The organism is Bradyrhizobium sp. dw_411, assembly GCF_018449695.1.
Lineage (GTDB): Bacteria > Pseudomonadota > Alphaproteobacteria > Rhizobiales > Xanthobacteraceae > Bradyrhizobium.
Genome location: NZ_JAAVUY010000007.1, coordinates 91,416 through 116,944 on the forward strand (window position 1 = coordinate 91,416; position 25,529 = coordinate 116,944).

General features: G+C 61.7%; 27 protein-coding genes. 10 read left to right on the forward strand and 17 right to left on the reverse strand.

The genetic code is table 11. From position 1 onward, the window contains the following. Positions 1-413: 413 nt before the first annotated feature. Positions 414-1,490 carry a hypothetical protein gene (locus tag HB676_RS13740; protein ID WP_213738353.1) on the reverse strand — a complete coding sequence of 359 codons (1,077 nt, stop codon included), beginning with the start codon at positions 1,488-1,490 and terminating at the stop codon, positions 414-416. A gap of 230 nt (positions 1,491-1,720) precedes the next feature. Here HB676_RS13740 and HB676_RS13745 point away from each other — a divergent pair, with 230 nt between their 5' ends. Further along, positions 1,721-2,755: a patatin-like phospholipase family protein gene (locus HB676_RS13745; RefSeq protein ID WP_213738354.1), complete on the forward strand. Its 1,035-nt coding sequence runs from the start codon at positions 1,721-1,723 to the stop codon at positions 2,753-2,755. Positions 2,756-2,801: 46 nt separating this feature from the next. Here the strand turns inward: HB676_RS13745 and HB676_RS13750 are convergent, their stop codons facing one another. After that, on the reverse strand, positions 2,802-3,230 hold the full coding sequence (locus tag HB676_RS13750) for a CBS domain-containing protein (RefSeq protein WP_213738355.1): 429 nt from the start codon (positions 3,228-3,230) through the stop codon (positions 2,802-2,804). Positions 3,231-3,447: 217 nt separating this feature from the next. Then, positions 3,448-4,257, reverse strand: coding sequence for a rhomboid family intramembrane serine protease (locus HB676_RS13755; RefSeq protein WP_213738356.1), 810 nt, complete (start codon positions 4,255-4,257; stop codon positions 3,448-3,450). Positions 4,258-4,731: 474 nt separating this feature from the next. Between HB676_RS13755 and HB676_RS13760 the strand changes: the two genes are divergently transcribed. Beyond that, the gene (locus tag HB676_RS13760) at positions 4,732-5,286 is read left to right on the forward strand and encodes a PAS domain-containing protein (protein WP_213738357.1); all 555 of its coding nucleotides are present in this window, start codon (positions 4,732-4,734) and stop codon (positions 5,284-5,286) included. A 13-nt stretch (positions 5,287-5,299) separates the two neighbouring features. On the opposite strand, the gene HB676_RS13765 is transcribed toward HB676_RS13760, so the two are convergent. From HB676_RS13765 to HB676_RS13780, 4 genes are all read right to left on the reverse strand, one after another. Further along, complete coding sequence (locus HB676_RS13765; protein WP_213738594.1) at positions 5,300-6,160, reverse strand: EamA family transporter; 861 nt, start codon at positions 6,158-6,160, stop codon at positions 5,300-5,302. 71 nt (positions 6,161-6,231) lie between these two features. Further along, positions 6,232-6,768, reverse strand: a complete 537-nt coding sequence (locus tag HB676_RS13770; RefSeq protein ID WP_213738358.1) for a TetR/AcrR family transcriptional regulator — start codon at positions 6,766-6,768, stop codon at positions 6,232-6,234. Positions 6,769-6,917: 149 nt separating this feature from the next. Further along, complete coding sequence (locus HB676_RS13775; protein ID WP_213738359.1) at positions 6,918-9,206, reverse strand: fused MFS/spermidine synthase; 2,289 nt, start codon at positions 9,204-9,206, stop codon at positions 6,918-6,920. A 242-nt stretch (positions 9,207-9,448) separates the two neighbouring features. Continuing rightward, entirely contained in the window at positions 9,449-10,549 is a 1,101-nt protein-coding gene (locus tag HB676_RS13780) for an amidohydrolase family protein (protein WP_213738360.1), read from the reverse strand. 367 nt (positions 10,550-10,916) lie between these two features. On the opposite strand from HB676_RS13780, the gene HB676_RS13785 reads away from it, so the two are divergent. Continuing rightward, positions 10,917-11,531: a PilZ domain-containing protein gene (locus HB676_RS13785; RefSeq protein ID WP_213738361.1), complete on the forward strand. Its 615-nt coding sequence runs from the start codon at positions 10,917-10,919 to the stop codon at positions 11,529-11,531. A 29-nt stretch (positions 11,532-11,560) separates the two neighbouring features. Here HB676_RS13785 and HB676_RS13790 read toward each other — a convergent pair whose 3' ends face one another. Together HB676_RS13790 and HB676_RS13795 are read right to left on the reverse strand one after the other, a co-directional pair. Further along, on the reverse strand, positions 11,561-11,932 hold the full coding sequence (locus tag HB676_RS13790; RefSeq protein ID WP_213738362.1) for a hypothetical protein: 372 nt from the start codon (positions 11,930-11,932) through the stop codon (positions 11,561-11,563). Between the two features lie 39 nt (positions 11,933-11,971). Beyond that, a complete protein-coding gene (locus tag HB676_RS13795; protein WP_213738363.1) occupies positions 11,972-13,555 on the reverse strand; it encodes a tetratricopeptide repeat protein in 1,584 nt (527 codons plus the stop codon). 47 nt (positions 13,556-13,602) lie between these two features. On the opposite strand from HB676_RS13795, the gene HB676_RS13800 reads away from it, so the two are divergent. Further along, a complete protein-coding gene (locus tag HB676_RS13800; protein ID WP_213738364.1) occupies positions 13,603-14,880 on the forward strand; it encodes a helix-turn-helix domain-containing protein in 1,278 nt (425 codons plus the stop codon). Between the two features lie 17 nt (positions 14,881-14,897). Here HB676_RS13800 and HB676_RS13805 read toward each other — a convergent pair whose 3' ends face one another. Further along, positions 14,898-15,560, reverse strand: coding sequence for a hypothetical protein (locus HB676_RS13805; RefSeq protein ID WP_213738365.1), 663 nt, complete (start codon positions 15,558-15,560; stop codon positions 14,898-14,900). Between the two features lie 423 nt (positions 15,561-15,983). On the opposite strand from HB676_RS13805, the gene HB676_RS13810 reads away from it, so the two are divergent. Then, positions 15,984-16,604, forward strand: coding sequence for a transglutaminase-like cysteine peptidase (locus tag HB676_RS13810; RefSeq protein WP_213738366.1), 621 nt, complete (start codon positions 15,984-15,986; stop codon positions 16,602-16,604). Positions 16,605-16,762: 158 nt separating this feature from the next. Here the strand turns inward: HB676_RS13810 and HB676_RS13815 are convergent, their stop codons facing one another. Further along, the gene (locus HB676_RS13815; protein WP_213738367.1) at positions 16,763-17,689 is read right to left on the reverse strand and encodes a hypothetical protein; all 927 of its coding nucleotides are present in this window, start codon (positions 17,687-17,689) and stop codon (positions 16,763-16,765) included. A 203-nt stretch (positions 17,690-17,892) separates the two neighbouring features. Between HB676_RS13815 and HB676_RS13820 the strand changes: the two genes are divergently transcribed. Next, complete coding sequence (locus HB676_RS13820; protein WP_249780239.1) at positions 17,893-19,626, forward strand: winged helix-turn-helix domain-containing protein; 1,734 nt, start codon at positions 17,893-17,895, stop codon at positions 19,624-19,626. A gap of 72 nt (positions 19,627-19,698) precedes the next feature. Here HB676_RS13820 and HB676_RS13825 read toward each other — a convergent pair whose 3' ends face one another. After that, complete coding sequence (locus HB676_RS13825; protein WP_213738368.1) at positions 19,699-20,664, reverse strand: MBL fold metallo-hydrolase; 966 nt, start codon at positions 20,662-20,664, stop codon at positions 19,699-19,701. Between the two features lie 362 nt (positions 20,665-21,026). Next, positions 21,027-21,161, reverse strand: a complete 135-nt coding sequence (locus HB676_RS34080; protein WP_275944941.1) for a hypothetical protein — start codon at positions 21,159-21,161, stop codon at positions 21,027-21,029. A gap of 41 nt (positions 21,162-21,202) precedes the next feature. Here HB676_RS34080 and HB676_RS13830 point away from each other — a divergent pair, with 41 nt between their 5' ends. Further along, a complete protein-coding gene (locus tag HB676_RS13830; RefSeq protein WP_213738369.1) occupies positions 21,203-22,090 on the forward strand; it encodes a dienelactone hydrolase family protein in 888 nt (295 codons plus the stop codon). 28 nt (positions 22,091-22,118) lie between these two features. Here HB676_RS13830 and HB676_RS13835 read toward each other — a convergent pair whose 3' ends face one another. Beyond that, positions 22,119-22,355, reverse strand: a complete 237-nt coding sequence (locus tag HB676_RS13835; protein ID WP_213738616.1) for a hypothetical protein — start codon at positions 22,353-22,355, stop codon at positions 22,119-22,121. Positions 22,356-22,446: 91 nt separating this feature from the next. After that, positions 22,447-22,968 carry a hypothetical protein gene (locus HB676_RS13840; RefSeq protein WP_213738370.1) on the reverse strand — a complete coding sequence of 174 codons (522 nt, stop codon included), beginning with the start codon at positions 22,966-22,968 and terminating at the stop codon, positions 22,447-22,449. A 203-nt stretch (positions 22,969-23,171) separates the two neighbouring features. Here HB676_RS13840 and HB676_RS13845 point away from each other — a divergent pair, with 203 nt between their 5' ends. After that, on the forward strand, positions 23,172-23,387 hold the full coding sequence (locus HB676_RS13845) for a hypothetical protein (RefSeq protein WP_213738371.1): 216 nt from the start codon (positions 23,172-23,174) through the stop codon (positions 23,385-23,387). Beyond that, the gene (locus HB676_RS13850) at positions 23,384-23,551 is read left to right on the forward strand and encodes a hypothetical protein (RefSeq protein ID WP_213738372.1); all 168 of its coding nucleotides are present in this window, start codon (positions 23,384-23,386) and stop codon (positions 23,549-23,551) included. Before HB676_RS13845 ends, HB676_RS13850 begins: the two co-directional genes overlap by 4 nt. Before the next feature lie 24 nt (positions 23,552-23,575). Here HB676_RS13850 and HB676_RS13855 read toward each other — a convergent pair whose 3' ends face one another. Then, on the reverse strand, positions 23,576-24,106 hold the full coding sequence (locus HB676_RS13855) for a gamma carbonic anhydrase family protein (protein ID WP_213738373.1): 531 nt from the start codon (positions 24,104-24,106) through the stop codon (positions 23,576-23,578). A 47-nt stretch (positions 24,107-24,153) separates the two neighbouring features. Then, positions 24,154-24,483, reverse strand: coding sequence for a hypothetical protein (locus HB676_RS13860; RefSeq protein ID WP_213738374.1), 330 nt, complete (start codon positions 24,481-24,483; stop codon positions 24,154-24,156). 246 nt (positions 24,484-24,729) lie between these two features. Between HB676_RS13860 and HB676_RS13865 the strand changes: the two genes are divergently transcribed. Then, a complete protein-coding gene (locus HB676_RS13865) occupies positions 24,730-25,452 on the forward strand; it encodes a hypothetical protein (protein WP_213738375.1) in 723 nt (240 codons plus the stop codon). Positions 25,453-25,529 lie beyond the last annotated feature (77 nt).

A 25,529-nucleotide genomic window follows, 5' to 3' on the forward strand; every position in this document is an offset into this window, starting at 1 on the left:
ACGCAGCCGGACTTTAATGCGGTGTAAAAATTTTTCGGATGGTGCGATGATCCGGCCAATATAAAACTTTAAAGTCGCGCGATGGTTAGTGCGCATTAGCGACTATGACAGTTGTGTGTAGGATTTATTTTCCGGCCTTACACACCGCCCTCATGAGCGGCCTCTTGGCCGCGTCTCGAAAGATGGCCGCGAGTCCCGATGCCGCCCATCCTTCGAGACGCATCGCTTGAGCGATGCTCCTCAGGATGAGGTCGGCGCCAGCTTCGCGGCCTCTCAGGACGGAGTTTTGTTAGACCCTCATGCTGAGGAGCGCGGCGAAAGCCGTGCGTCTCGAAGCACGAAGCCACAGACCTTGAAGCCGTCCTTCTTCGAGAGTGTCCAAGAGCGCCTCCTCACCATGAGGACCGTCCGAATCAGCGCGCGACAACCTCGACTTCGCCGTCGACGCCGTTGACGACGTTGAACGGCCGCTCGTAGACCTTGCCCTCGTTCTTGGCGATGGCGCGGTATTCGCCCTCCGACAGCACGACGCGGGGGAATGCGCCGATCGATTCCTTGATGACGTCGCCGCCCGGCGTGATCACCGACCATGCGGTGTTGGCCAGGGCTTCGCCTCCCCTGTCGCTGACCAGCTTCAGGGTAATGACCGCCGCGCGGTGGGTGATGATCACATCGGTCAGCTTGCCGGCCTGAACGCGGATATCCGAGCGCACCACGGAATTGGCGTCGCCATAGTTGGAGATGATGTAATAGGTCCCCTCCGGCAGCAGCGCGACATCGCCGGCGGCGACGTTAGGCACCAGCGAGGCGCGCTCAGCGGTTTCAAACTGGCTGCCCTTGTAGATCGCGAACGAAATCTGGTTTTGCGGAATCCGCGAGGTGCCGACCCGGCCTTCGATCCGCAGGCCGCCGGCCGGCAGCAGGAAGGATTCGCGATCGGTCTCGGCCTTCAACGTCACCGGCCGCACCGCGCTGACCAGTCCGAGCGCGACATGCACCACGTAATTGCCGGGCGGCAGCACGATGTTGGGCGTAGCACCCCGGTCCTCGCGGATCAGCTTGAAGGTGCCGCTTTCGTCCGGCCGGTCCGAGAACACCCGCCACACCAGCCCGTTGTTGATGACCGGCAGGTCCTTGCCGTAACGCGCCGTCAGCGCCAGCACGGCCTGGCCGGGCGCGGCAGTGCCGAGAGGTGCAAGGGCGGCGGGCGGCACGGCCGCGATCGAGGGTGGCGGCGGAGGTTGCGTCACCGGCGCGGGCAGACTGGGTATCGATGCCGGGCCGGATGGCGGGGCGAGATTCATCGCCGGGCCAGCCGGGGCTTCCGGGACCGAAGCCGGCGGCACCGGTGGCGGCCGGTCGGTGAACATCTGCGCCGAGACGGAAACCGGCAGAACCAGCGTCACGACGAGCGCGGCAGCGATCACAATCGCTGCAAGCGGGCGTCCGATCCCCGGGGAGCCGTTGGTGCCGTCACGTCCGATCATCATGACGCATGCTTTTCACTGAAAACGCGGCAAATTCAAGCCTCCATGACACCCTGGAAGCCTCCGGGGAACCGGTGACCCGCCCGGGCGTTGCTCCCGGGAAGCGACCTCCCGTCACAATCTCTCCCCCACAGCGGCATAAACCATGCTCGCGGCAGATTCTGGCGGCTTCGGGCCGTTGCGGATAGGCTTGAATTTGGGGTTGGGTTTCGGCCTCCCGGGAGATTGCTTCGGTGCTGGATAGTTTGATGGGGCGAGGCCAGAACGGCTCCAATGGCAGCAACAGAGTGGGGCTCGGCAGTGTCCGGCGGCCGGTGATCGGGCTGGCGCTCGGTGGCGGGGCCGCCCGTGGATTCGCCCATATCGGTATCATCAGGGCTCTCATTGCGCATGGCATCGTCCCCAACGTCGTGGTCGGTACCTCGATCGGCGCCGTGGTCGGGGGAGCTTATGCCGCAGGCCAGCTCGATACGCTGGAGGACTGGGCGCGCAGCCTGCAGCCGCGCAATATCCTGGGCTATCTGGATATCCGCCTCAACGGCTCTGGCCTGATCGGTGGCGACAAGCTCGCCACCCAGCTCGAGGCCGCCCTCGGCCAGACCATGATCGAAGACCTGCCGCTGAAATTTGCGACCGTGGCCACTGAAGTCCGCACCGGCCACGAGATCTGGCTGACCCATGGCCGCATCGTCAATGCGATGCGCGCCTCCTATGCGCTGCCCGGGATATTCGCGCCGGTGCTGGCGGGCGACCGCTGGCTGGTCGACGGCGCGCTGGTCAATCCGGTGCCGGTGTCGGCTGCGCGCGCGATGGGCGCGGAGATCGTCATCGCCGCCAATCTCTCAAGCGACGTGTTCACCCACAGCACCACGATCTATTCCCACGGCGCATCAACCGCCGTGCCGGAGATCCCGATCGAACCTTTGCCGCCGAAACGCGGCTTGGGCCGCCTGTTCTCTGCGGAGCGCACCGTGAAGCGCGAATTCTTCGGCGGCGGCGGACGGCCGGGCATCTCGACCGTGATGGTCGATGCCTTCAACATCATGCAGGACCGCATCACCCGCGCACGCCTCGCCGGCGATCCGCCCGACATGTTGATCTCGCCCCGGGTCGGTCAGATCGGCTGGTTTGATTTTCACCGCGCCGACGATCTGATCGCGCACGGCCGGCGCGCCGCCGAGCGCGCCATCGTCTCGATCCAGGAAGCGATCCATATCCTGGCGCCGGGCGCGGCCGAGCCGGACCCCACCATCGACAAGACGCCCTGATCCCGAGACGCCTGATCCCGAAAGGAATCCTTGATTTCGAGAGAAATCAGGCGGTCTTGATATATTCGCGCAGCGCTTCCTGCTCGTGCTCGTATTCGCGCACGCGCCATTTGACGATGTCGCCGATCGAAATCAGGCCGACCACCCGCTCGCCATCGAGCACCGGCAGATGCCTGAACTTTCCATCCGTCATCATTTCCATGATCGCGCCGACCGTGTCGTTCTGCTTGCAACTGATGACCTTGCGGGTCATCACGGCGCTGACCGGCTCGTCGAGCACCGCGGCGCCGCGTTCGCCAAGCACACGCACGATGTCGCGCTCCGACAGGATGCCTTCGATGCGGCCCTTGCTCATCGCCAGCACGGCGCCGATCTTGCGTTCCGCCAAAACCTTGATGGCGACGGAAAGTTTGGCGTCCGGCTCGACGCTCTGGATCTGATGACCTTTGGAATCGAGGATGGCTCGTACCGTCATTGTCGTCTCCCTGAAGCCAATCACGCCCTTGAGCGAGCGCGTTCTTGTTTCACTTTAGAGTCTTCAATCAACAGTTCAGCGTCAGCTTGGTTGCAGACGCATTCGTCGCAGGCGCATTCACTTGAGCACGGCTTGCCGCGGCGCATAGGCGGCTCACACCGTGCCGCATCATGAGGGGATGATGAATGAAATCGCCCTGCGCCGCAAGCTGAGGGATTCAACCGTTGTTCGATACATCCCGCGACGACGCATCTGCAGCATAGGGCGCTGCGCGCGGAACCGGATCGAACAATGCAAACAGCAACAGACCGGCGAGAAAACCGCCGATATGCGCCTGCCAGGCAACGCTGGCGCCGTCGGCGCCGATCGCAATCGATCCGACGCCGAAGATGATATTGACCGCAAACCAGACGCCGAGAAAGCCCAGCACGCGGCCGTTGCGCAATGCCCGCATCAGCGACAGCGCCGGCACCTTGGCCGCCGCATCGGCGTCGCCGCGATTGAACGACAGGAAGCTGCCTCGTACAAAGGCAAACCGCATCGCGGCCGCCATGGCGCCCGAGACCGACGCCGACGCGCCGATCATCGGCGCCAGCGCATGCTCATGGGTGACGAGATGCGCCAGCGCACCCGCCGCGGCCGTCACCGCCATGAACAGGAAAAACCGGACCGCGCCAAAACGCCGCGCCAGCGCGCTGCCGAACGGCAGCAGCCACAGCACATTGAACCCGATATGGCTGAGATTGACGTGCAGCAGCGAGTAAGTCACGAAGGTCCAGACCTTGGCGCCCTCGCCGCCGGGAAAGTCGATCGCCAGCAGCGTCGAATCGTAGCGCTTCGGAATGAAGCCGAAGACGTCGATGGTCCAGTTTTCCAGATCCACCGGCAGCAGCACCCGCAGGTGAAAAAACGCCAACAGCAGGACATAGGCGGTCAGGGCGCCGGGCAGCGTCAGGATCGGCTCACGCGGCGGCGCCGGCTGCAGTTCCGGCGGGGCTTCTGGGGCGGATTCCGGTGGAAATTCCAAGGGTTCGAAGACCTTAATCGGCGGTTCACGCGAGCGATGGCGCCCAATTAGGCGGCTTGGCGCTGCAGCGCAAGGACGGCATGGTCACAGATAGCCAAATGCCAAAGAAAAAGGGAGGCCGCTGAGAACGGCCTCCCTCGTCTTGCTGACCTTTCGCGCAGAGCCCCGGGTGACATCCCCACCCCTCCCCGCGCGACGACCAAATCTGTTTGACGCCGCCTGTGTAACCATCCGGCCGGGCCTGGAGAAACCCGGCGAGAGATCGAATGCGCAGACCATAACAGGCGTTCCACGAACGGAAACCCCATAGTTAATTTAACGTTAACAGCGTAAAGGCGTGCGCTTCGGCCCGAAAACGCGCCGGCGGCATGGACGCTGCAAAGCTGGTCTTGCACAACAATCCAGGGAATGCGCGTGCGTGAAATCAGGACAGATGTGTCCTTTCACGCCGGGGCACTGGGGCAAGGCTGAACGATGAAACATCCGTCAAGTCGGGAATTTTTCGCCTATTGGGACGAGCAGCGCGGCACCGCGCGCGCGCCGGACCGCAGCGAAATCGAACCGGGTGCGGTGCGAGAACTGCTCGGCGATATCTTCGTGCTGTCGTACGACGCCGACGCCGGCTATCCGTTTCGCGTCGCCGGCACACGGGTTTGCGCCCTGCTCGGCTGCGATCTGAAGGACCGCAGCTTTTCGGCACTGTTCACGCCGGATTGCCGCCACGAAATCGAAGGGGTCGTGAGCGCGGTCGCCGAGGAAATGCTGGCCGCGATCGCTGGCATCACCGCGACAGCGCAGGATGGCTCGGCGGCGCATCTGGAATTGCTGCTGCTGCCGTTCAACACCCGCGCACATGCACCGATCAGCCTGACGGGATCGCTCGCGCCGTTCGAAAGCGAACCCAGCCTGTTGCGGGACTTCCGCCTGACATCGTGGCGCTATCTGCACCGGCCCGAGGGCCTGGTTCCGCGCGCGTTGCGCAAACTCGCGATCGCGCGCGGCTTCATGGTCTATGAGGGCTTCCGCTAGGGTCTGCCCGGGTTCAAATGGGTCGAGCGCTCGGTCTTAACTGTGTGATGGCGACGCCGGAAATCGCGAGCAGCCCGCCGACAATCAACTTTGGGGTCATGCGATCGCCAAGGAACAACACGCTCGAAATCAAGGCGAACACCGGAAGCAGCAGGCCGAAGGGTGCGACGCGGCTCATGGAGCAACGCCCGATCAGCCAGAACCAGAGGCCAAAGCCGACAATGCCTCCTATGAAAATCGTGTAGGCGAGCGCCAGCCAACCACGCTTATCCGCCGTGACAAGGCTCGCCAACTGTCCATATTCCAGAAACAGCGACATCAACATGACCTGTGGCACCGTCAGTGCCGACGACCACCCCATCAACATCAGGGGATCAAACGGGCCGTAGCGCTTCGTCAAGACGTTGGACACTGCGAACGCGAAGGCTGCCCCGATCACAAGCAGCAGCGGAAGTACGTTGGTCGACAGGTCAGGCCCCGCTGCCAACACAACGACACCGGTGAATGCCAGCAACACGCCGGCGGACGTCGTCAGAGACGGCCTCTCCGCGAGCAGCGGCCACGCTAACAGGACGGTGAAGGGCGTCGCGAGTTGATAGGCGATCGCCGACATGCTTCCCGAGCCGAGCCCAAGGCCTACATAAAACAGCCCGAAGTTCAGTCCCCCAAGAAAGAGCGAAATAGCTGCGACAGGACCCAACTGCTGACGCGTGGGTCTTTTGACGAACGGCACAAGCAATAGCGCGATGGCCATGAAGCGCAGCGCGAGGAAGAAGAGAGGCGGAAACTCCATAACGCCCACTTTGATGGCCACGAACTGATAACCCCACAGCAAGGGAACGGCCACCGCGCAGACGATCTGGATGGGAGACATGACATCCTTCCTTTCAAGACCGATCGGTCTATATATCAACGCGCCAGCAGCGAAGGCGTCCAACGGTCGTTTTACTTGATGAAGCGGTCGAGAAGAGCGTCAGCGGTGGCCTGCGATGTAATACGTGTCGGTGCCGTCTTGCCGACCACGCGCAGACCCTCAACGAAACAGACGAGAATTCGGGCGGCCATTGAAGGATCGACACCGTCGGCCAGCTTGCCTGCCGCCTTCGCACGGGAAAGCGCAGCAGCCACCCTCGCCTCCATGGCTTTGAAAAAGCTCCCGATGCGACGATCGACTTCAGCATCGCGGCCAGCCAGTTCCATGGCCGTCGCCACCAGCAGGCAGCCGCGCTTACCATGGGCCCCGCTCGTGCGGTCGACGTAGCCGGCAAGATAGGTCCGCAGGCCATCGACCGGCTCCCTGGAGGGGGCAAGTTCGTTATCCATCCTTGTCAGGGCGTCGGCGATGTAGCGATCAAGCGCCCGCAAGAAGAGCGAGTGCTTGTCACCGAAGGCAGCATATAGGCTGCCACGCGAGAGCTTCGTCGCACGAAGCAGGTCCGGGAGCGCCGTGGCGTGATAGCCGCGCGACCAGAACACGCCCATCGCACGTTCGACAGCGGCTTCCGCGTCGAAACTTCGGGGACGGCCCCGAGGCAACTGTACTGGGGTTTGGTGGCTCACAACCGATATATAGACCAATCGGTCTATAAATTGCAAGTTAAACGGTCAGTGTGGATTGCAATGTTTCCGCCCTAGTCGCCTTCCTCGAATTTGGCGATCAGCGGCCCCAACAAATTGGAGAAATCGTCGCTCCAGGGATATTCCCCCGGCTCCGGCTTTTGCAATTCCCAGTCCTTCAACAGACCGAAATCGTCGTTGTTGCGCGCCAGTACCATGACGGTCGAAAACTTGATCATGGGATCGCCGCCCGGGACTTCGTCTTCGTCATAGAGTCTTGCAATCAGCTTTTCACTGGCCGCCGTCTCGGTCACCACGCCGGTCAAATCGAGGTGATTGTTGGAGATGTGGGTGACGATGATGCCGCCGGGACTGAGCCGCGACAGATAAATTCGCAGCGCTTCGCGCGTCAGCAAGTGAACCGGGATCGAATCCGATGAAAAGGCATCGACCACGATCACATCATAGCGGGCATCCCGGGCATCGGCGATCGTCAGACGCGCATCGCCAAGAACGATCTTTGCGTCCGGCTTGCAGTCACGTAAAAAAGTAAAGCGATTGGGATCCCGGGCGATACGGATCACGTCGGCGTCGATCTCATAATAATCGAGACTGTCTTGCGGCTTCATGAGGCAGGCAATCGAGCCGGCGCCAAGACCGATCACCGCGGCGCGAATGGGCCCACCCTTCTTGTCCTGCACAGCGTCGATCGCCTCCGCGATCGGCGAGTCCGGATGGTAGTACGTGGACAGTTGCGGCCGGCCGGTGACCGGCTTGCCGTCGTCGGTGGTCAAGCGCTGCGCGCCGTGCAATTCCATGCCATGGCGCAGCACGCGAAAGCGGCCGTCCTCCGTCACCTCGATCTTGTGGACCCCGAAAAAACTGCGCACGGTTTCCAGGTGCCGCACATTCGGCGGATAGACCCGGGTGATCGTGAATACGGCGGCGAACAACACGGCCAGCCGCAACGGCCGCTGGCGGAATGCGACGGCGCAGGCGACCAATATCGCCACAGCACCCCAGACCATCCAGCTATAGGGCGGAATAACCGAGATGTTTTCGAGCAAACCGGGCAGCGTGACGACGACAACAACGGCAACAAGGCCGAGAATAAGTCTGGTTTCCTTTCCAGTCGGCCAGACCAGCCCCGGCCGCGCCAACGCCGCTGCAACGATCAGCAACGGGTATTCCGCGATCCATGAAAAGATCCGGGGAGCGATCAGGCCTGAAAAAATGCCACCCAGCACACCGCCCAGCGACATGCAGAAATAGAACCGCGTGAGATAGGCCGCTTGCGGACGCGTGGCGGCCATCAGCCCATGGCATATCATTGCCGTCACGAAGAACGTCAGCAGATGAAGTGCCACATCGACGGTCAGCCAGGTGCGGATATCGAGCGCCAGCGTCAGCACGATCAGCGCCAGCAAAAACGGCTGAAGATTGATCCAGGTCTCGCGCCGGACCAACTGGCGCTGGCTGAACACCAGAATGAAACTGATCAGATAGAGCGACAGCGGAAGCACCCACAGAAACGGTGCGGCTGCAACATCGGTCGTGATGTGCGTTGTCGCCGCGATCATCAGTGCCGACGGCACGAAGGCGAGCGCCACCCAATAGATCATGCGGACCAACGCAGGTGCAGTTTCCGTCGACTGCGCGACCGGCAGGACAGCCTCGCCGTCGCGGCGAAAGAACACCAGACCTCCGCATGCGGCGATCAACGCGATCAGCAGATAATAGCCGGAGCGCCAGACGCCGCCCTGGAAACTCAGCGTCAAAAACGGCTCGATGGCGAACGGATAGGCGAACAGTGCCAACAGGCTTCCGGTATTGCTCGCCGCATAAAGGAAATAGGGATTTTCGGCCTGTCCCAAACCAGAACGAGCGAACCACGCCTGCAGCAACGGTCCGTTGGCCGCCAGCGCAAAGAAAGGAAAGCCGATGGAAACACCGAACAGACCGAGCAAAAATATCTGCTCATGTTCGGCTGGCGGCAGTCCCCATCCCTGCGCAATGGCAAGCGGCAGAAAAACCGCGCCCCCCAACATCACAGCGAGATGGATCAGCAACGCAAGCGGACCACGCACAAAGCGGGTCAAGAGATCGGCATAGGCGTAACCCAATAGCAGAATGCCCTGAAAGAACACCATGGCGACGGACCACACGGATGCCGATCCGCCAAATCGCGGCAGCACCATTTTCGTGAACATGGGCTGGACTGCAAACAGCAACGCGGCGCTGAGAAAAACCGCCGCCGTATAGATTGTAATGAGGAACGCCGAGGAGCTGCCTGTCCTGGTATTTATATTTGTCGTGGTATTCGTCTCGGCGGGTACCGCTTCAACCCGATTGCTCGCAGACATTCATGCCACTCTATTAAGCCGTTCTCATCTTCGCTTACGTGACTGCAAGCCGATCATCGATAGAACCATAGAGAGCTATTGCGGCACAATCCTTGAGTTCAACCGTTGCTCGAATTCGGAAGAGGATCGATTTTTGATCGATGAATTGGGGGATGCGTTTCCGGCATCCCCCAAAAGTTGTTTCAGGTCATTTCAGCGATAGCGAGCGCATCGCCGACGCGCCGGCGAGCAGCGCTGTCACCTCACGCCTGGAAATTGAACAGCTTCGCTGCGGTGCGGCCGATAATATCGGCCTTCTCATCGTCGCTGAGCGAAGTCGATGCGAAAATATGGTCCACCGGGTGGAGCTGCCAGGGATAGGGATAGTCGCTACCCAGCAACACCTGACTGGCGCCGACCTGGGCCACCAGATGGCGGATCGCCTCCGGCGTGAAGATCAGGGAATCGAAGTAGATCTGCTTGAGATATTCCGTCGGCTGCTTCTTGAGCGTGATCGCGGGATTGCAGCCCTTGGGACCGACCAGGCAGGGATGATCGGAGCGATCGGCGTACGACCCGAGGTAGCCGCCGCCATGCGCAGCGATCACCTTCAATCCGGGAAAGCGGTCGAACGTCCCCTCGAAAATGAGATGCGAGAGCGCGATCGTCGTCTCCAGCGGATTGCCGATCGTGTTGGTGAGCCAGCCATTGCCGGACAATCGCTTCTTGAGTTCGGGTATCGCTGCCGGATGGATGAACAGGGGCACGCCGAGTTCTTCGGCCTTGGCCCACACCGGATGAAATTTCGGATCGGAGAATTCCACGCCGTCGACGATGCCGCCGATCGCGGCCCCCTTCAGCCCCTGCTTCTTCACCGCGGTCTCGAGTTCGCGCACCGCCAGATCGGGCGCCTGCAGGGTCAGCGACGCGAAGGCTGCGAACCGGTCCGGCTTTGAAGCGCAGAGTTCCGCGAGCTTTTCGTTCTGGATCTTGACGATCGCACCGGCCAGTTCGCGGTCGCGGTTGTACCAGAAAGGATTGATCGACAGGATCTCCATGTCGACGGCCTGCGAGTCCATCACCGCGAGCCGCCTGGTCATGTCGATGAAGGCTTCGTCCGCGCCATTGACCGGCACCTGCATGACGCTGTCGGCTTCGGGGCCGAGCAACGCGCCGGCTTCATGGAAATGACAATGGGCATGCACGTCGATCGACTTGACCCGTTTGCCTGCGACCATCACGGGCAAGGTCTGGCGTGTCGGCTGCTGGCCGTGCGCGCTCTGCAGCATGCCGCAGCCGCAGAAGACGGCGCCCATGGCGGCGGCCGCGGTGCCGGCCTTTAGAAATTGACGGCGTGTCGTCATGAGATTTCCCCGGTGGCTGTTGTTCGCTGGCGTGGTTTGCCACCACCACGTCATGCTGGTTCTGATTGGATACCGCCGCGATGATGAATGCCCGGACGGTCAGGCTGGAGGAAAGATCGTAGGACATGCCGCCGGCCGCTAGCAAGACGGCCCCTTCGATTCCGCGTGAGGCAGCCTGAATTCGCGATGCCATTTCGCGGTGCCATGACGTGCCGGCGAAGCCTTTGAGCCGGCTTCGACCGCCGCCCGTCCCAGCCCCCCCTAAAACGCGAATGCACAACCTTCGTGCAACCATTGCTAACCACTCATTAACCCTGACGGCCGTAGGGTCGAGCGGCACCGAAAAGCCGGTTGCCGGGTGGCGAAGATGGCGTTAGCGCACAAAAAATCGATCCTGCCGGCCGCCGAAGAGCGGCGGCGTTTTCAACGGGTCAAGGTTCACCTGCTCGGCCGCTACATGCTTCCGGACCGGCGCGAGTTTCCGTGCCAGATCATTAATATGTCGCCGGGCGGACTGGCCCTGCTGGCACCCGGCATCGGCAATGTCGGCGACCGCGTGATCGCCTATCTCGACCATATTGGCCGGGTTGAGGGCAAGATCACCCGCATTATCGACAATGGCTTTGCGATGAGCGTCGGCGCGACCGCGCGCAAACGCGACAAGCTTGCGGCCCAACTGACCTGGCTCGCCAACCGCGACATTCTCAATCTGCCGGAAGATCGCCGCCACGACCGTATCATCCCGCGCAACCCGATTGCGCTGTTGACGCTCGAGGACGGCACCAAGATGACCTGCCGCATCATCGACATGTCGCTGTCCGGCGCCGCCATCGCCGCGGAAAACCGCCCGCCGCTGAAATCCCTGGTCCTGCTCGGCAAGGTCCAGGCCCGGGTGGTGCGTAAACTCGAGGAAGGCTTTGCGCTCGAATTCGTTCACGAGCAGTCGGCCGACACGCTCGAAGACGCGGTTACCGCGCGGTAAATTGCGCGGCGTCCCGGAGGGGACAGAAATTATTTCGATTCCTTGATCCAAAGTTTCAATGGAACACGCTCGCGGCCGGAGCAATCCATGGTGCCCGTATAAAAACCGGACAAGACTCCGCGATAGCGGCATTCGATACCGTCCACCCATAGCGTGGCCTCAATGCGCGATTCGGAGGGCATCATCTGAATTCGTATCCGGCCGCTTTTTTCCTCCGGACCGTCCTGCGTACAGAGGCCGACGTGCTTTATCGACAACGGCCCCGAATATCCTTTTGGCGTGGCCGAGCCGTCCTCTGTGACGGTGGCCGTCAATTCCCATTCGCCGAGATACCCGGAATAGCCGACTAGCTGCATTGGGTCGGCTGCGGCGGGTACGGCCGGCAGCATCAGCGCAAACAACAACACCGCGCGCGCAGGAGCCTTACCCGCCTTCACGGTTCAATGCCCTGCAAGGTACTTGCGTGCATCGGCGACCTCGATGCGGGTATTCCCCCCGCTCCCGACTTGCTCAAGAAGCTTGCCAAAATAACCGCGTGCCCTGGAAGCGTCGCCGAGTTGGGCAGCGGCTCTCGCCGCCCCGGCAAGAGCACCAAGTCGGTTCGGTTCCTTTTTCAAGGTCGTCTCGAAAGCCGTCAGCGCGTCCTGCGCGTTGCCGCTGTCGAACAGCATCTCACCATAGAGTTCCCGCGCCGGTTTTGGAACGCTTGGCGTCACCGGATGCTTCTCGGTGCGGTCCTCCGCGTCGGCGGCGTCGCTCATGGCCTTCAACGCCTCATTCTTCTTGCCTTCGGCGTAGAGCAGCCAGGCGGATGCGATCTTGGCCTGGATGTCGACCTGTTCCGACCAATATGCATCCTTTACTTCGCGAAGTTTGTCGCGAAGCTCACCTAGTCTGGCGATATCGGGCTTGGCTGCTTCCGGATCGCCGGCCCGGGCGGCTCCAAGCGCGCGCGCGAAATAAGTGATCGCTTGCACGTTGGCAAGCGGGCTCGGCCGCACCGTCAGCGCTTGCGCGCCTTTCCAGTCGGCGCGCTCCAGGGCATAGCGTGCGGGTGAGGCCGCCTCGGCGTAAGGCCCCGGAATGAAGGTTTCGCTGAAGCCGGTGACCGTCCCCATCTCGTCGACCACGGCCTTGGCTTTGTCGTCTTGTCCGAGCTGCAAATAGGCATAGACCAGATAGTCCATTGCATGCAGTTGGTCGGAGAGGTCTCTCGATTCCTTTGCGGACCGTGCCGACGCGACATTGGACGAGACCGAGTCGCGCCAATAGCCGACCCGGGTGAAGATGTGCGAGGGCATATGCAGAGCATGTGGTGCGTCTGGCGCGATCTTGGCGTATCGCCGCGCTGCTTCGATGCCTTTATCTGCGATCGACGGATAATCGTAGAGATGGATTAGATAGTGTGCCACGCCCGGATGCAGCGGCTGGCGCAAGGCGATCGACTCCAGGATAGCTGCACCCTTGAGTTGGTTGGAGTAGGTTTTGTCGGCCGGAGATGCCGATGTGTTGAGCGCAAGCGCATAGTGGATTTGCGCTTCGTCGTCATCAGGATATTTCTGCGCCAGAGCTGCCATCGCCTTCGCATAGGCGACGACGCGGGTATGGTGATCCACCCTGTCGTAATCCGCATACATCACCGCCAGCGCGTCGACATAGCCTTTCTCGCGCTCGGTCGTGAACCCGACCGTTCTCGCTTTCTCGATCGCCGCCGCCCCCTCCGCGAGATTTTTTGTCGGCGGCGCGATGTGGGGATTCCACAGCAGACTTAAGGCGATACCCCAATAGGCGATGCTGCAGGCAGGATCGGCCTTTAACGTATCCTCGAACATGTTCTGCGAGGCGCGATACCAAAACGAGTGTTGATACAACATGCCCCGGTCGAACAGCTTTTGCGCATCAGCGTTGCATGACGTCTCAAAATGGACCTTGCCAAGCTTGTCATCGTCCGATTGGGCAAAGGCTGGATGCGCGAGTGACACGCCAGCCAACACCGCGACCAGCGAAAGTGATGCCTTCAGCATGATCCGTCTCCCGTTCTCGTAAATCGCCAAGGTGTCTTTGGAATTTTGTGGCGGCCGGAAAGCGCCAGCTATACTTTTTCCGTCGCACTATGCAGATCTCGCCACGAAATCGGGAACGTGCTAAACTCGCTGGGCTGCAACCGGTTCAGGGGTGTGTCGATATGCCGACGCCCGACCTAGGAACGAAAATCGGCCAGACCCCGGATCCCTCGGTATTGCCGGCGGACTTGATACGCGCGCTTGACTGGCTTCGCGGCCACCTGTCAGAGCCGGTGCAGCTCGATCGCCTTGCTGAGGTCGGCTGCGTAACCCCACGGACCCTCGAAAGACATTTCAGGGAGTTTCTTGGCACCACGCCGCTCGGCTGGACACGCCGGATGCGACTTGCGCGGGCGCGCCAGGCGCTCCTGCACGCCGGCCCCAATGACACCGTCACCGACATCGCATTGTCGAATGGCTTTGCTCAGCTCGGCCGGTTCGCTGCGGAATATCGACGGGCGTTCGGTGAACTGCCATCGAGAACCATGCGAGTGAGCGAACACGCGCCGCGCGATGGCGGTTTCGATGAAGCCATGCGCCTGACTCTGCTCGCTTTGCCTTCTGCATTTGCGGTTGCCCCGAAGCAATGCAACGCGGCCCTCGAAGAACTCGGCCGCCCTCAGGAACTGGCGCCGAGCTACGGCTTGCCAAAGGCCGTGGCCGGATGGTGCTGGGGACAACGGGCCTCGCACCGCTTCAGTTCCAGTCCCGATCGCGACAGGGCCTTGTCGTTGCAATTGGCCGACGAAGCCTATCAGCTTGCGCCAAACGACGCCCTGACGCTGACCCTCAGCAGCGGTGCATTGGTGCTGGCGCGTCGTCTCGACGAAGCCGACCGACGCCTTGAGCGCGCTTTGGCGCTCGACCCATGGCTCGCCTATGCCTGGGTCCGCCGAGGCTGGATGTCGGCCTATCTGGGCGACAGCGAGGCGGCGATCCGCGAGCTTTCCACCGCGCTTCATCTGATGCCTTTCGAGCCGTTACGTCATTTGAGTTTCATCGGCATGGGTTGTGCGCATTTTGCCGCCGGCCGCTACGTTCACGCGGTTCGCTGGGTGGAAAGCGGTGTCAAAGCGAGCCGCGGCTCCTTCTGGGCGCAGCGTGTGGCGGTCGCCGCTGCAGCGATGACGGGGGCTCGTAGCGAGGCGAGGAGAATGGGACGGCAACTCATGCGCAAGGACCCCGACCTTACGGTTGCCGAAGCGCGGCAAGCTTGGCCATTCAGGCCGGAGTTTATGACCCGTCTCGGCGAGGGTCTTGATCTCGCAGAGCTGCCGCGGGCCTGAAAGCCTCATCCTGTCTATCAATCGCCCCGCTTGGCCGGCTTCGACAAATACTCCTTCGACTGCGCCCCGCTTTTGAGCGGCGTCACTTTATCGGGGTCGATCCGCACCATCAGATAGTCGATGTGATCCTCGATCCGGGTAAACCAGTGACCGGTGCCGGCGGGGATCACGACCACATCGCCGGCCTTGATCTCATAGGCGATGCCGTCGCGGATATCCGAGCCGTTATTTCCGGGACCGTTGAACTCGACCACCGTGCGCATGGTGGCCGGCCGCCGCTGCCGGTTGACGATATCGGGGCCCAGCACCAGCGTCGCTGACCCCGAGATCACATGATAGACCTCGCTGATCTCATCATGCTCGGCGACGGAATCCGGGGCCGGCTTGTCGAGCTTGCCGCGATGGACCCGGCCGATGCCGATATGGGCCTTGCCGATGTCGATATCCCGCACCTGCTGGTCCAGCAGTTTCTCCGCCAGCGCCTTGTCGGCATAGGCGTCGATCTCGCTCAAGGGAATATAGGTCCCCGGGCACATGGTGCAGGTCGGCTGCGGATCGGTCGGATTGATACGGGCCTGATCGGCGGCCTGCGCCGGGACGCCGGTCATCAGGCACAGAATTGTCGGAACACTCCAGATAACAGATCGCCAGATAACAGGTCGCCAGATAATGGATCGCATGATCACCTCGCTGTCGGGCCGGCATGGATGCACGGGACGTCCCGCTCTGCCAAGTTTTACGGGGCTCCGGCGGACAGCGTTAGCGCGCCGTAAAGCGTTGGCGTTAGCGAATCCTGATTTTCCCGCGGCTTGAAGACGTAGCCCGCGGCGCGAACAGCGGTTTCAGGCTGTTTGCGCCGGTATCCGTTGCGTTAATGCGGGCCGCTTTGGCGGCCGCAACCGCTGCAATGATGGGCTGCGGCGCGTTAATGCGTAAAATTTGAATCAATTGCAGATGACTAAAATTCTAATCGAATTTTATTCAAGTATAGATCGAATTCGCGTCATCTTTTACTTTCATTCGCGTCAAATGTACTTGGCTTACTTAGCGGCGGCGCAAAACCTTTGTGCGAAACGTGGTCCCAACAAGAAACGGGGGCCACAATGTTTGGGATCACTGGACGGGGGAAGGGATTGGCGGTCATCGCCATCCTGATTGGATTGACGGCATCGGCGAAAGCCGCTGATGAACGCACACTTTACGCAAGCCTGGGTGACAGCACCCGCGCACCGATTGGATGGGTTGAGTTTTGTGCCGAAAACCCCGGCGAATGCCGCAACGGTCCTTCAGAGCCGCGCGACATTGTCATGACGCAAGCCGCCTGGCGCGACCTGCTGCGGGTCAACCGCTGGGTCAACGAAACCGTCAAGCCGCTGACCGACATGGATCATTGGGGCGTCGTTGAAAAATGGTCGTTGCCGACCGACGGCTACGGCGACTGCGAGGACTACGTGTTGTTCAAGCGCAAGCTGTTGATCGACGCCGGATGGCCCCGCGAGGCTCTCCTCATCACAGTGGTGCGCGACCGGCAGGGTGAAGGCCACGCGGTGCTGACCGTCAAGACCGACAAGGGCGAGTTCATTCTCGACAACCAGAACGAAAGCGTCGTGGCCTGGACCGAGACCGGATACCGCTTCGTCAAGCGCCAGTCGCAGAAAGATCAGAACGTGTGGGTTTCGCTCGGCGACAACCGGCCTGCCCTCGCCACCGCCAGCGCTCGCTGACGCACAAGAGATAACGGAGACACGCGACCCGGTCACATCCCCACCCCTCCCCGTCCCAGACCGGATCGCGCGCGGCCAGCCCTCCCCCAAGGGCTGGCCGCACCTTTTTTGAACGGCGCTGTGCAGGAAGGCCCTTGGATCAAAAGGGGCTTTAGAAGTTACGCCCGTTTAAGAGCAGCGACGGAAAGTACCGGCTGGGAAACGCGAGCCTGGAAATTTCGGTTGACCCTGTTGTCTTCGAAAGTGGCAGCAACAGCGGCGTCGATGATGGAGAGCTTCTCCGCCTGTGCGGCATGATACGCGCGCCAGAATTCCGCTGACACCCACAACTCGGATTTGCCCCTGGCCCCCGACCATCCGAGACTCCCCGTCGCCTCGGCGACCGCAAATTTGCGACTGAGTTGGCTTCGCGACAGATTGAGCCACCGTGCCAGACCAGAAACCGACATCACGTCGGTTGGAATGCGCTCCAGGCCGGCAGGATTCTGCGGACAACCGGTGATCAAGCGATCCATGACGATGCCACCGTCATGGATCCATGTAACCAGAGAGGATTTTCCGATCGACCGGCCAACGGCACGGGACGCCAGCAACCCATCCGCGATCAGGGGTTGGATCGCGCCGAACCTGGCCGGTTGCCCGCGCAGGGCCATCGACCGTCCGCCGCCGTCGAGCCCGTCCAGCGTCGCCAGGTGAACGGCGAGCCATTGCAGCGACATCGCCAGGGTATTCGGTGACGGTTCAAGCCGCCGGCAGCGTTTGCCCTCGCAGGCTGCAATGTCACTCACGATACCGTATTTCCGCATTTCATTGATGAAGGCTGCTGCGGTATTCCGGCTGGCAAGATTTTGGTTCACCGCCATATTGACGAAATGCTGCGAAAGCAGCCCGGAGCCGGCTTGCCGAGCCTCATTGCGAAAATAGGCGGCAAGTATCGTTTGTGCCATCAACCAGCGCTGCGGCCTCGCAAAAGACGCTGCCGTTCGCGGATTGGCGCGGTGCATCAAGACCAGCGCCTCTGCCTGGGTTCGGACACAGGCTGCGAGGGCGGGATGAACCACGATATCGTTCGCGGTCATCGCCATCGGAACGGTTCACTTTCTTGGTTTGCAAAACCGGCTCGGCTCTGCGCCGGTAGCTGGACACTGCGTTTAGCGTCGCTGTCAGCATAGTGATTCACCGTCCCGGTAGTCCTGATGATGGGCCGTTACTTTCTGAAGTTTTTCTGATATTTGGGTTTTCAGCGGCTTTTTACGGAACAAATGCCGGCATTTTGCCGCGAAATCGAATGGCCCGGGGTTGTGTCGCGATGGTGCTTCGGTTTGCCGGTTTTGAGCTCGATCGGCAGCGGGCCGAGCTACGCCGCCCCGACGGCACACCCACCAAGGTGCGGCCGAAAACACTCGCCGTCATCGAAGAGTTGGCCAACAACGCCGGTCGGGTGTTGAGCAAGCAGGAGTTGATGCAGGCCGTCTGGCCCAACATTTATGTGGGCGAAGACAGTCTGTTTCAATGCATCAAGGAAGCCCGGACCATCCTGGGCGACGATCAACGCCAGCTTATCAGGCTCGTTTCCCGTCGAGGCTACCTGTTCACGGCCGAGGTTTCGATCGATCCAGCGCCGGCGACCGCGCAAACGCCTTTGACCGTTACCGCCCCCTCGATCGATCCCTTGACCGATCATCCCTTGGCCGAGACACGTCCCATCCCCGAAGGCGTGCCGCCAAAAGCTCATAGCTGGCGCCGTCCCGTCGCGTTGATCCTGGCTGCTTTCTGCACACTCGCCGTCATCGCGGCGATAATTATGCCTCGCGACCTGTTCGGCCGCAGGCTGCCGACGATCGCGGTCATGCCCATTATGACGACCGACGGCGACAGCGAAGCCGCGGCGATGGCGACGGGCGTGACAACACGATTGGCCGACGGTCTGGCGAAGATCGAGACCATTCGCGTGTCGGCGCCCTCGACAGTGCAACAAGCCAACGGCACGGAACGCTCGGATTTCGTGGTGCAGGGCGAGCTGAAGAAAAGCGAGGGCGCATGGGACGTGCGGGCGCGCATGACCCGGGTGTCGACGGGCGAAATCGTTTGGACCGAGCCGGTATCGGTCATGTCAGCCGATACTGACCTGCCGCTGCAGCAATCCAGGCTTGTTGCTGGCATCGGTCATCCGCTTGCGGTCCGACTTTCAGAGCTGATGGCCAACGACGCGCCGCCAATTGCGGGAAGCGGCTCGCCGCGAAGCATGAGCAACGTCGCGGTCGAGCAGGCCACCGCGTCGATCATGAAGATAACCCGCGAGCGCTTTGTGGAAGCGCAAACGATGTTGGTGAAGGCAGTTGCCGACGATCCCGAGAATATCGCGCTCGCCGTCTCGCTCGCGGCACTTCAACTGCGCGGCATTCAGATGGTCTGGTACAATCCGGCGGACCGCGCAACGGCGCAGGCAAGCGCGAAGTCGGTCCTCGAGCGCGCGCTACGGCTCGAGCCGGGTTCTATTCCAGTCCTGGAAGCCTATTGCCGCTTTCTCAACGCGACCAACGAGTTCGTCGAGAGTCTCGTGGCCTGTGCGAGGGCCTTGAACGTAGATCCCTGGAATGGCATGGCGCTTTACCACATCGGTCTTGCCCAGCTTCAACTGGGACGCTTCGACGATGCGCTGGCGACGTTTCAGCAAGCCGACCGTTTCGACACGCCGCGGGTGTCGCGCTGGACCTGGATGGTCGGTGCGGGCTGGGTCAGTCTGCTGATGGACCGCAACGAAGACGCAGCAAAATGGCTGCAACAATCCATCGCCGTGACGAAGGCATCGGGACGCCCGCAAATGCTTCTGGCCGTGGCCTACCAGCGTCTGGGACGCCTCGACGAGGCACGGGCCACTATGGCGGAAGCAATGGCGTTGCGACCGGGTTCGACATTGGCCAACGTCGAAGTGCCCAAGCTGAATGCCAGCGAGGTCTACCTCGCCAGCAGCCGAAGGATTTTGCAACAGATGGCGGAACTCGGATTACCCGACAGATAATGGTCCAGCTCCCGCAAAGGCTCGCCGTAACTTTTGGGCGACCCGTAAATCCCGGCTTTGCAGCCGATACGATCAGCCCGGCGCCCAGAACAACGGCTCGTAAGCATAGGCCGCGCCGGCCTTGGCGACATGGCCGATCCCGGGGAACGGCAGGTGCGCGCCGGCAACGGTCAGCCTGTCGGTCGACGTCATGTCGAACACTTTCTGACGCGTGGAAATTGCTGTCGCCGGATCGACGTCATAGGCGATCGCCCATTCGGGATGCGCGAACTGAAGCGCATAGGAGTGAATGATATCGCCCCAGATCAGAAGCGTATCGCCGCCCGACGTGACCCGGTACATCGTGTGGCCCGGCGTATGTCCCGGCGCCGCATGCGCCGTGATACCGGGCACGACCTCCTGACCATCGGCAATGAACTTGGTGTTTCCGGCCGCGATATAGGGCGACACGCTGGCGCGCGCCATGTCGAAGAACGGCTTGGCGTCGGCCGGCGCCTTCGCCGCAACTTCCTCGCTCAGCCAGAACTTGGTGTCCGCTTCGCTGATGACGAACTGGGCCTTGGGGAATGCGATCTTGCTCTGCGCGGTCAATAGCCCGCCGAAATGATCGGGGTGGGTATGGGTCATCGCCACGACATCGACGCTGGCCGGATCGACGCCGAAGGCGGTGAGATTGGCTGCGAAGCGTCCCATCGTCGGGCCCATCAGACTGCCGGTGCCGCTGTCGATCAAGACGAGCTTGTCGCCGGTGTTGACGAGGAATGCGTTGACCGCGGTCGGCGACTTGTCCGCCGGCAATGACCGGCCGGACAGCAACTTCCCGGCCTCGGCCGGATCGGCTTTCAGAAACATCCCGACCGGAATTTCGAGCATGCCGTCATTGAGGGCGATGACCTCGAAACTGCCGACGGCGTGACGATAGGCGCCGGTGACTTGATGACCTGATAAGGCCGCCTTGGCCCAGACTGAACCCTGTGTGGCGGACAATGCCGCCGACCCGACCAGACCACCGACGACGAAACGACGAGTGAGCATCATTGGGAAACCTCCGACTGCGATTTTCATGTTGCAAGGAGGACGATGACAGCCGGCGTCCCCTGACCGCGATAACCGCATTTTGGAGCGCCGCGTTATCCGAGCGCACCTCACCAGGTTTGTGGAGGACAACGACGCCATCGCGATCGCTCCCCGGTTCGGCACGGAAACCTAGTCTTCCAGCAGTGGACTTATCAAGGGCCTCGGCGGCAGGGTTGCGGCTTTCGCGTCCCAGGGGCCGGCTATAATTTTTTTATCCCATCTGTGAAATGGATCACATCCGCAAGTAGTTTCCCGGGGCATGTATGGGCCTACCGGGCGGCGCAAGCCGATTTCAATGTCCGGGGCTGGCAAGGCCGTTGGCGTTATACTGCGCTGGCGGCCTTGTTCTTTTGGAGCTTCTGGTCGCGGCGTCCGCCTTTGCCCGAGACCGCGCCGGTCGGCCTGCGGTTGCGGCGGGCCGTATCCTCGCAGGCTGGTGATTTGCGTTCGGCGGGCATTTACCCGCTCTATGCGCTCCCCATCCCACGAGGAATCCATCATGAGTGCCGAACCCATGCTGACATCAGACGTCATTGGATTGACAAAAGTCGCGCCGTTCTCGCGCCGCGGCTTCATGACCGCCTCCGCCGCCGTCACGGCGGGCTACACCCTCGCCGCCGGTCCGGTGCGCGCCGACGTCATCACGACCAATACCGACGGCCTCACGACAGGCGAAGCGAAGATCAAGGTCGCCGACGGCGAAATGCCCGGCTATTTCGCGCGCCCGACGGGCGTGGCCAATCCGTCGGTCATTCTGGTGGCGATGGAAATTTTCGGCCTGCACGAATACATCAAGGACGTGACGCGGCGCCTCGCCAAGCTCGGCGCGCTCGCAATCGCGCCGGATTACTATTATCGCAGGGGCGTCGACCTCACCAAGATCACCGATATTCCGGCGCTGCTGCCGATCGTGAATGCCAAGCCGGATGCGGAATTGCTGTCCGATCTCGACAGCACCGTGGCCTGGGCCAAAGCGCAGGGCGGTGACACCGGCCGGCTCGGCATCATCGGATTCTGCCGCGGCGGACGCTCGGTCTGGGAGTATTCCGCCCACAGCGGCGAACTCAAGGCAGGCGTCGCATTTTACGGCCCGCCGGTCGATCCGGCGAATCCTCTTTGGCCGAAGAGCCCGACGCAGTTGGCGCCCGAGATGAAGGCGCCGGTCTTGGGACTCTATGGCGAGGCCGATACCGGCATCCCTGTCGCGACCGTCGAAGCGTTGAAGGCCGCGCTGATCGAGGCCAAGAAGACCGCCGAGTTCAAGATCTATCCGGGCGCGCCGCACGGCTTCCACGCCGACTACCGCGCCAGCTACCGCAAGGAAGCCGCCGAAGATGCCTGGAACCTGATGCAGGGCTGGTTCAAGAAATACAAAGTGCTGGGTTAAGCAGCAAAGAACTTACGCGACGCAGATTTCACGAAGGCGCGCGGTGATGGCCGCGCGCCTTTTCTCTTTTAACAAGCTGCGGCTTGGAGGCTTGCTCGATCTCCCAGAACATCCACACAAAGGCGGCGCCCAAACTGACGACGACACCGAGAAACAACAACGTCAGGCCCGGGGTCGTGAACGTGGTGAACATGGTCGACATCCCCATGCGGGTGAATTCGCGATCAGGATGAATTAAAGCAAGCGCCGTACCAGTTGAGGCCATCAAACAAACAGCCCCGGTGCAGGAGCACCGAGGCCGTTGATTCCTGAGCCGCAAGCGTCAATCCGCCGCGGACTTGCCGCCGCAGACTTGATCAACCACACACTTGAGTCGGGCGCAGACGCCAACCGTACCGTGTGTGCACGCGTTGCTGCACGATGTAGCAACCGTTGCTGTCATCTTCATAATATGAATTGTCGGTGTAGTAAGGGTCATCGTAATAGCCGTCATAGTAGGCGTAGGGTCCGACGCCGAAGCCGATAAATCCGCGCCGATGGAATCCATGATGGAAGCCGTTGCCGTGGAAATGGTTATAGGCAACAGCGCCGGCGCCACCGATCGCGGCTGAACGGGCGAAGTTGCCGCCGCCGACCGCTGCCGAACGAGCGAAGCCACCACCGACCGCTGCCGAGCGAGCAAAGCCGCCACCTACCGCCGCCGAGCGAGCGAAGCCACCGCCGCCAAAACCGCCGCCGCCGTGGAATCCACCACCACCGTGGAAGCCGCCACCTCCACCGCCGTGACCACCGCCGCCGCCACGGGCCGAGGCAACGCTGGGTACCAGCATGGCGACCGATGCAGCCGCCGCCAGGGCGATCATCGTTTTGCGTAACATGACTTGTCTCTCCTCTGTAACTAGTCGCACCTGCGAGACGACTCTTTCGACGCAATCCCGTTCCGGGAATTTAGAGCAGTCCTTGAAAAGCCGGTTCATTTCTGCGCGACTGAACGCGAGTGGACGATGCAACAAGCTTTGGCGGGGCGGATAATTGCAGATAAGCTCGTCAAAACCCGGCCAATCGCGGCAGCAGGCAACGCATGCGCAAACTGATCGCCTTCGACGACGACACAGCGGACAAATTGACGCAGCTTGCGCGCGACCGGATGGCGACCTTTCAGGAATTGGCGGACGAAGCTTTCGCCGACCTGCTCAAGAAGCACGGCATTCCCATCGACCTCAAGGACGCGCTGCGCAAGAGCGCGGCCCTGACAAAGTCAAAGCAGTCTCATCCAGCAGGAAAGCGGAAATCATGACGTCAGATCCGGATCCGTTCGAGCAAGGCCAGGACGCGGCGCGCAAAAACATTCCCGCCGAAGCTAATCCGTATCAGGACGGCAGCGAACAACATGCGCTTTGGGCCGCCGGCCACGAACAGATTGCAGGTACGGCCGAGGCCGGCGAATCCGAAGACAGTTGAAGAAGACGGCTAAAACGCTCGTTTTCAACCGATCTTCCTGAGGCCTTTTTTGAAGCGCGGCCCGTTACCGGCGTAGAATTTCGCGGCACTGCCCATCGCCTCGACCTGCGCCGGTTCGAGCGTGCGGATCACCCGTGCCGGTGCGCCGATGATCAGCGAGTGCTCGGGAAACTCCTTGCCTTCGGTGATCACCGAACCGGCGCCGACGATGCTGCCGCGCCGGATCCGGGCGCCGTTCATCACGATCGAGCCCATCCCGACCAGCGCGCCGTCTTCCAGCGTGCAGCCATGCAGGATGACATTGTGGCCGACCGTGCACCCCTTGCCGATCACCATCGGAAAGCCACGGTCGGTGTGGCAGGTCGAGTTGTCCTGCACGTTGGAATTTTCGCCGATCTCGATCCACTCATTGTCGCCGCGCAGCACCGCGCCGAACCAGACGCTCGCGCCGGGCAGCAAGCGAACCTTGCCGATCACCGTGGCAGTGTCGGCAATGAAGTAGTTTCCATCGGCGGGAAGTTCGGGCGCCTGCCCGTCGAGTTCGTAGATCGCCATTCGCTATCGGTCTCCTATGCCAGGAGACTCTGGCACAGCGGAAAGCTTCAGGCCAGCACTCCGGCGGCACGCAGCGTCATCAGGAAAAACGTGCCAGACATCAGGCTCCAGAATCCCGCCAGCACCGTCGCCATCATCACGAATTCGAAGCGGCGGCGTTCGATCCGCGCACCGCGTAGCGTATTGCGCATGATGATGAAAGGGGCGGCGAACACCAGGAACGGCACCGCGGCGAATGTCTTTGGCGCGACACCTTCCTGCAGCAATCCGAAACCGGCCGGGCGTTGCACCAGGGCCTGATATCCGCTGGCGAGCGCGCCAGCCAATGCGAAACCTATGCAAAGGGAGAGGAAGGAATTCAACGCATCAGGCGACATGACTGGACATCCGCTACTCAAGGAACCCGCAAAAACGCGCTAGGCACCCCATTGGCATCGCAAAATTGCCCGCCGGCCGCCACACTATCCTTAAGGAAAGGTTAACATCAAAAGCCGGAACCGCGGTCTGGACATGGCTCGCGTGGTGGCCGCCCCCGCGAAAGCGTGCGGAATTTCAATGTCGCATGGCATATTCAGCAATGATTCGGGGCTAATCCCCGGGACGCTCAATGATGATACCGGTTCATGACCCTGTTTTCGACGGCCCAGCACATTGCCCGCGACACACGCCGGGATCCCCGCGGCCACCTGATCCCGATCGCACTGGGTAGCGTCATCGCCGCCGGCGCGATTGCGCTGGTTGCCTATCTGTTGTGGCCGACCTGGACACCGGAGGCAGCGAGCGATCCCGGACGGTTGCCGGTGAGCGTCGGGGGCAGCATTTTCAACGTCCCGACCGCGGCAGTCCGCATGAAAATCCAGCGTCACTCGGGTCCGCAGGAACGCGTCGATCTCAGCTTCTCGTTTCCGTCGCTGCAGGCGCCTGACGCGCCGGATGCTCCGAAACACACGAGCGCGGACGTCCTGGAAGATGCGATCCAGCCGATCGACCGGATCTTTCTATCGATCGCGGCGCATCATGACGCGTTGGCGCCCGAGACCCGCGTGAGCACGATCTATCCGCGTTATCTTGAAAAGACGGCGCCGCCCCCGCAGGACGGATTGACAGAGCGCGCCTTTCGCGAGGGCTCACCCTATAGCGGTGAAGATCTGTATCTCGGCGATGCGCCCGCGCTCAGTGCACGCTGCACCCGGGACGCCAAGACGCCCGGCATGTGCCTGAGCGAGCGCCGCGTCGAGGGCGCCGATCTGACGTTTCGTTTTCCGCGAAGCTGGCTCACGCATTGGAGCGATGTCGCCGAAGCGATGGACCGGTTGACGGTGCAGTTGCACGGGCCGCGGGGATGACGGTCTGCAAAGTGCGGTCATTGCGAGGAGCGTAAGCGACGAAGCAATCCATCCTAGGCGCAACGATAACGCCCCAT

Bases quoted from the DNA above. Each gene is read 5' to 3' on its own strand.
- HB676_RS13740 (WP_213738353.1), bottom strand. From the start codon at position 1,490: ATGATGATCGGACGTGACGGCACCAACGGCTCCCCGGGGATCGGACGC.
- HB676_RS13750 (WP_213738355.1), bottom strand. From the start codon at position 3,230: ATGACGGTACGAGCCATCCTCGATTCCAAAGGTCATCAGATCCAGAGC.
- HB676_RS13760 (WP_213738357.1), top strand. From the start codon at position 4,732: ATGAAACATCCGTCAAGTCGGGAATTTTTCGCCTATTGGGACGAGCAG.
- HB676_RS13765 (WP_213738594.1), bottom strand. From the start codon at position 6,160: ATGTCTCCCATCCAGATCGTCTGCGCGGTGGCCGTTCCCTTGCTGTGG.
- HB676_RS13770 (WP_213738358.1), bottom strand. From the start codon at position 6,768: ATGGGCGTGTTCTGGTCGCGCGGCTATCACGCCACGGCGCTCCCGGAC.
- HB676_RS13775 (WP_213738359.1), bottom strand. From the start codon at position 9,206: ATGTCTGCGAGCAATCGGGTTGAAGCGGTACCCGCCGAGACGAATACC.
- HB676_RS13780 (WP_213738360.1), bottom strand. From the start codon at position 10,549: ATGACGACACGCCGTCAATTTCTAAAGGCCGGCACCGCGGCCGCCGCC.
- HB676_RS13785 (WP_213738361.1), top strand. From the start codon at position 10,917: ATGGCGTTAGCGCACAAAAAATCGATCCTGCCGGCCGCCGAAGAGCGG.
- HB676_RS13795 (WP_213738363.1), bottom strand. From the start codon at position 13,555: ATGCTGAAGGCATCACTTTCGCTGGTCGCGGTGTTGGCTGGCGTGTCA.
- HB676_RS13805 (WP_213738365.1), bottom strand. From the start codon at position 15,560: ATGCGATCCATTATCTGGCGACCTGTTATCTGGCGATCTGTTATCTGG.
- HB676_RS13810 (WP_213738366.1), top strand. From the start codon at position 15,984: ATGTTTGGGATCACTGGACGGGGGAAGGGATTGGCGGTCATCGCCATC.
- HB676_RS13815 (WP_213738367.1), bottom strand. From the start codon at position 17,689: ATGGCGATGACCGCGAACGATATCGTGGTTCATCCCGCCCTCGCAGCC.
- HB676_RS13820 (WP_249780239.1), top strand. From the start codon at position 17,893: ATGGCCCGGGGTTGTGTCGCGATGGTGCTTCGGTTTGCCGGTTTTGAG.
- HB676_RS13825 (WP_213738368.1), bottom strand. From the start codon at position 20,664: ATGATGCTCACTCGTCGTTTCGTCGTCGGTGGTCTGGTCGGGTCGGCG.
- HB676_RS34080 (WP_275944941.1), bottom strand. From the start codon at position 21,161: ATGCCCGCCGAACGCAAATCACCAGCCTGCGAGGATACGGCCCGCCGC.
- HB676_RS13830 (WP_213738369.1), top strand. From the start codon at position 21,203: ATGAGTGCCGAACCCATGCTGACATCAGACGTCATTGGATTGACAAAA.
- HB676_RS13835 (WP_213738616.1), bottom strand. From the start codon at position 22,355: ATGGCCTCAACTGGTACGGCGCTTGCTTTAATTCATCCTGATCGCGAA.
- HB676_RS13840 (WP_213738370.1), bottom strand. From the start codon at position 22,968: ATGTTACGCAAAACGATGATCGCCCTGGCGGCGGCTGCATCGGTCGCC.
- HB676_RS13845 (WP_213738371.1), top strand. From the start codon at position 23,172: ATGCGCAAACTGATCGCCTTCGACGACGACACAGCGGACAAATTGACG.
- HB676_RS13850 (WP_213738372.1), top strand. From the start codon at position 23,384: ATGACGTCAGATCCGGATCCGTTCGAGCAAGGCCAGGACGCGGCGCGC.
- HB676_RS13855 (WP_213738373.1), bottom strand. From the start codon at position 24,106: ATGGCGATCTACGAACTCGACGGGCAGGCGCCCGAACTTCCCGCCGAT.
- HB676_RS13860 (WP_213738374.1), bottom strand. From the start codon at position 24,483: ATGTCGCCTGATGCGTTGAATTCCTTCCTCTCCCTTTGCATAGGTTTC.
- HB676_RS13865 (WP_213738375.1), top strand. From the start codon at position 24,730: ATGACCCTGTTTTCGACGGCCCAGCACATTGCCCGCGACACACGCCGG.